Raw genomic sequence first — 4,565 nt, forward strand, 5'->3', positions numbered from 1 at the left:
GAAGCGCGCTACCGCTGCGCCAATCGCCCGTCGCGCCGGAGGCGCGGGGGAGGGATGGAGCGGACGACCGGATTCGAACCGGCGACCCTCACCTTGGCAAGGTGATGCTCTACCAACTGAGCTACGTCCGCACATCGGCTGAGCCGACGAGGAGTTACCTTAGGCGCGCCTCGACCCTCGGTGCAAACCCAGACGGTGTTCAGTGTCCGAGGTCACGGGCGGCGGGGTCGAGGTGTGCGGAGGGCTCGTGCCGGCCGGTCGGTCGGGGGTGCGGGGTGTGAGCCGTGCTCGCGCTCCGCTCTCGCGCTCCGCGGGCGGGGCGCGCCCGACCGGTCGGATCGAGGAGGGTGATGGGGTCCGGGTGTCGGTGGGGCCGGAGGGTCGGCTCGTCAGGTCCGAGGCCGCTCCGACCGACCGGGACGCAGGTCACATCAAGAAGTGGCGCGAGCATCCGTGGGGAGCATGTAAGCTTCTTCAAGTCCGATCGAGAGAACGGGCATCACCTCAGGGCGATTGGCGCAGCGGTAGCGCGCTTCCTTCACACGGAAGAGGTCACTGGTTCGATCCCAGTATCGCCCACGGCGGGATCCGCGGATCCCTGTCCTGCGGACGTAGCTCAGTTGGTAGAGCATCACCTTGCCAAGGTGAGGGTCGCCGGTTCGAATCCGGTCGTCCGCTCCGGGGGAACGGCGCTCCCGACTTCGCGTCGGGAGCGCTGTTCCGCATGATGCGAGAGCGTCACCCGGTGGGTTGGCCGAGAGGCGAGGCAACGGCCTGCAAAGCCGTGTACACGGGTTCGAATCCCGTACCCACCTCGAACGGTACCCGTCGGTGCCGTCCCGGGCGATTGGCGCAGCGGTAGCGCGCTTCCCTGACACGGAAGAGGTCACTGGTTCGAACCCAGTATCGCCCACCCCAGCAGAAGAGCCCCGGCCCCCCGACCGGGGCTCTTCTGCGTCCGCGGAGAGGCGCCCCACGCCGGGTCCCGCAGCCGGGGCCCACCGGGCCCTCGGTCCCGGTGCGCGGCCTCCGAGGTCTCTAGGCTCGACGGTGACGAGACCGCCGTCACGTCACCCGCCGCGCCGACCCGGAGGAGACCTCAGCATGCGTGCCCTCATCGTCCGTGCCCATCCGCTGGACCCCAGCAAGTCCCGTTCCATGACGATGGCCGACGCCTTCGTCGAGGAGCTCACCGCGCATCGCCCCGACACGGTGGTCGGCGACGTGCGGCTGTACGAGACCGCCGTGCCCGAGATCGACCTGGACATGATGACCGGCTGGGAGCGGCTGCGAGCAGGCGAGCACTTCTCCCACCTCACCGGTGCCCAGCAGAACAAGCTGGCGCTGTTCGACCAGTACACCAAGCAGTTCCAGAGCGCGGACCTGGTGGTGATCGCGAACCCGCTGTGGAACCTCTCGGTGCCCACGCGTCTGAAGGCCTGGATCGACACCGTCTGCCGCGCCGGCGTGACCTTCCGGTACACGGCCGAGGGCGACGCGGAGGGCCTCGTCACGGACAAGACCGTGGTGCACCTGCAGGCCAGCGGCGGCCACTTCGGCCAGCAGGATCCCGCGAGTCTGTACATCGCCGGCATGTTCCAGTTCCTGGGCTGCACTACCCACACCCTCGCCGCCGAGGGCATGGACCACGAGCCCGATCGTGCCGAGGAGATCATGGAGGCGGCGCTCCTCCGGGTGAGGGAGCTCGCGCGCTCCTTCTGAGCCGCCGGCGTCGAGGGGCCGGTCCGGCGCGGGCGCGCCGGCCGGTACCATCGACGACGGATCCGGCATCGTCGGCCGGCTCACCCCGACACGCAAGGAGCAGCACGTGGCCCAGATCGCCATCACCCTCGACGGTTCCCCCCAGCAGATCGAGGAGGGGACCACGGGCACCGCGCTCTTCGAGGGCACCGCCGCGATCGTCGCCCTGCGCATCGACGGGGAGCTGCGCGACCTCGACACCGTGCTCGAGGACGGGCAGGACGTAGAGGGCGTGGACATCTCCAGCCCCGACGGGCTCTCGATCCTCCGCCACTCGACCGCGCACGTGCTCGCGCAGGCAGTGCAGAAGACGAACCCCGACGCGAAGCTCGGCATCGGCCCGTCCATCACCGACGGCTTCTACTACGACTTCGACGTCGCCGAGCCCTTCACCCCCGAGACCCTCAAGGTGCTCGAGAAGGAGATGAACCGGATCGTCAAGTCCGGCCAGCGCTTCGTGCGCCGCGAGATCACCGACGACGCGGCTCGCGCCGAGGAGGCCGCAGAGCCCTACAAGCTCGAGCTCATCGGCCTGAAGTCCACCGCCGACGACGCCGCCGAAGGAGCGAGCGTCGAGGTCGGCGAGGGTGGCCTGACCATGTACGACAACGTCGACCGGCGCGGCGAGGTGGTCTGGACCGACCTCTGCCGCGGCCCGCATCTGCCCTCCACCAAGCTCATCGGCAACGGCTTCGCCCTGACCCGCTCCGCCGCCGCCTACTGGCGCGGCAGCGAGAAGAACCCGATGCTGCAGCGCGTCTACGGCACCGCCTGGCCCACCAAGGAGGAGCTGCGAGCCCACCAGGAGCGGATCGCCGAGGCCGAGCGCCGCGACCACCGACGCCTGGGCAGCGAGCTGGACCTGTTCTCCTTCCCCGACGAGATCGGCTCCGGCCTGCCGGTGTTCCATCCCAAGGGCGCCATGATCAGGATGGAGATGGAGGACTACTCGCGTCGCCGCCACGTCGAGGCCGGCTACTCCTTCGTCTCCACCCCCCACATCACGAAGAAGAACCTCTTCGAGACCTCCCGCCACCTCGAGTGGTACGCCGACGGCATGTACCCCCCCATGCACATGGACGAGGAGGTCGACGCCGAAGGCAACGTCACCAAGCAGGGCCAGGACTACTACCTCAAGCCCATGAACTGCCCGATGCACAACCTCGTCTACCGCTCCCGCGGCCGCTCCTACCGCGAGCTGCCCCTGCGGCTGTTCGAGTTCGGCAGCGTCTACCGCTACGAGAAGTCCGGCGTGGTCCACGGCCTGACCCGAGCCCGCGGCTTCACCCAGGACGACGCCCACATCTACACCACCCGCGAGCAGATGAAGGAGGAGCTCTCCAGCCTGCTCGGCTTCGTCCTGGACCTGCTGCGCGACTACGGCCTGGACGACTTCTACCTCGAGCTGTCCACCCGCGACCCCGAGAAGTCCGTCGGGGACGAGGCGACCTGGGAGGAGGCGACCCGCACCCTCGAGGAGGTCGCCACCGCCTCCGGCCTCGACCTCGTCCCGGATCCGGGCGGCGCCGCCTTCTACGGCCCGAAGATCTCCGTCCAGGCGAAGGACGCGATCGGCCGCACCTGGCAGCTCTCCACCATCCAGCTGGACTTCTTCGAGCCGGAGCTGTTCGAGCTCGAGTACACCGCCCCCGACGGCTCCCGCCAGCGCCCGGTGATGATCCACCGCGCCCTGTTCGGCTCGATCGAGCGCTTCTTCGGCGTGCTCCTCGAGCACTACGCGGGCGCCTTCCCGGTCTGGCTCGCGCCGGTCCAGGTGGTCGGGGTGCCGGTCGCCGCCGAGTACGTGCCCTACCTCGAGGAGGTCGCCGCCAAGCTGCGCGCCCGAGGCGTGCGCGTCGAGGTCGACTCCTCCGACGACCGGATGCAGAAGAAGATCCGAACCCACACCAAGGAGAAGGTGCCCTACCTCCTCATCGCCGGCGGCGAGGACCAGGACAAGGGCGCGGTCTCCTTCCGCATGCGCGACGGCAGCCAGGACAACGGCATCGACGTCGACGAGGCCGTGGAGCGGATCGTCACCGCGATCGCCGACAAGGTGCAGGTGTGAGCCCGGCCGACCAGCCCGGCGGCGAGCCCGCGCTCGAGGACGCCCGCGACTTCGCGGGCGTCCCCGACGACACCCAGCGGCTGTGGACCCCGCACCGGATGGCGTACATCGGCGGGGAGAACAAGCCCGAGGACCCGCACGACGACGAGCAGTGCCCCTTCTGCGCGGGGCCGCGCCGCCGCGACGAGGACGCGCTCATCGTCCACCGCGGCCGCGTCGCCTACGCGATCCTGAACCTCTACCCCTACAACTCCGGCCATCTGCTGGTGTGCCCGTACCGGCACGTCTCGGACTACACGGCGCTGACCGAGGAGGAGGTGGCGGAGGTCGCCGAGATCACCCGCACCGCGATGACCGTGATCCGCGCGGTCTCCGGCCCCGGGGGCTTCAACCTGGGCATGAACCAGGGCGAGGTCGCGGGCGCCGGGATCGCCGCCCACCTGCACCAGCACGTGGTGCCGCGCTGGGCGGGGGACGCGAACTTCCTGCCCGTCGTCGGCCGCACCAAGGCCCTCCCGATCCTGCTCGCGGACACCCGTCGGCTCTACGCCGAGGCGTGGCCCGGCGGCGGCGGGGCCTGAGCTAACATGGCCGAGCGCATCCGGGGGGAGCGCCGTGCGGACGTCGGGAACCGGCCGACCGCGACCGAGCACCGGGGGAGAGGCAGGGCCACGCTGTGACCAGCTCGACCGGCGCGCCCGCGCGCCAGCCCGGCCCGCCGCGGGCCGTCGGCCCC

3 protein-coding genes and 6 tRNA genes (1 of these 9 only partly in view) are annotated in these 4,565 nt (G+C 70.3%); 7 read left to right on the forward strand and 2 right to left on the reverse strand.

Annotated features, from left to right (window positions below; all coding sequences use genetic code 11):
* Positions 1 to 29, reverse strand: a tRNA-OTHER gene (locus HMPREF3159_RS11415) (it extends 52 nt beyond the left edge of the window).
* Positions 30 to 55: 26 nt separating this feature from the next.
* Positions 56 to 131: transfer RNA gene (locus tag HMPREF3159_RS11420), tRNA-Gly, on the reverse strand.
* A gap of 376 nt (positions 132 to 507) precedes the next feature.
* On the opposite strand from HMPREF3159_RS11420, the gene HMPREF3159_RS11425 reads away from it, so the two are divergent.
* From HMPREF3159_RS11425 to HMPREF3159_RS11455, 7 genes are all read left to right on the forward strand, one after another.
* Positions 508 to 579, forward strand: a tRNA-Val gene (locus HMPREF3159_RS11425).
* A gap of 26 nt (positions 580 to 605) precedes the next feature.
* Positions 606 to 678: transfer RNA gene (locus HMPREF3159_RS11430), tRNA-Gly, on the forward strand.
* Positions 679 to 744: 66 nt separating this feature from the next.
* A tRNA-Cys gene (locus HMPREF3159_RS11435) sits at positions 745 to 815 on the forward strand.
* 26 nt (positions 816 to 841) lie between these two features.
* Positions 842 to 913, forward strand: a tRNA-Val gene (locus tag HMPREF3159_RS11440).
* A gap of 191 nt (positions 914 to 1,104) precedes the next feature.
* On the forward strand, positions 1,105 to 1,722 hold the full coding sequence (locus tag HMPREF3159_RS11445) for an FMN-dependent NADH-azoreductase (RefSeq protein WP_070501127.1): 618 nt from the start codon (positions 1,105 to 1,107) through the stop codon (positions 1,720 to 1,722).
* A gap of 106 nt (positions 1,723 to 1,828) precedes the next feature.
* A complete protein-coding gene (thrS, locus tag HMPREF3159_RS11450; RefSeq protein WP_070501128.1) occupies positions 1,829 to 3,829 on the forward strand; it encodes a threonine--tRNA ligase in 2,001 nt (666 codons plus the stop codon).
* A complete protein-coding gene (locus tag HMPREF3159_RS11455) occupies positions 3,826 to 4,410 on the forward strand; it encodes an HIT family protein (protein WP_070501129.1) in 585 nt (194 codons plus the stop codon). Before thrS ends, HMPREF3159_RS11455 begins: the two co-directional genes overlap by 4 nt.
* Positions 4,411 to 4,565: the final 155 nt, after the last annotated feature.

The organism is Brachybacterium sp. HMSC06H03, assembly GCF_001807385.1.
In the GTDB taxonomy this organism is placed as follows: Bacteria; Actinomycetota; Actinomycetes; order Actinomycetales; family Dermabacteraceae; genus Brachybacterium; species Brachybacterium conglomeratum.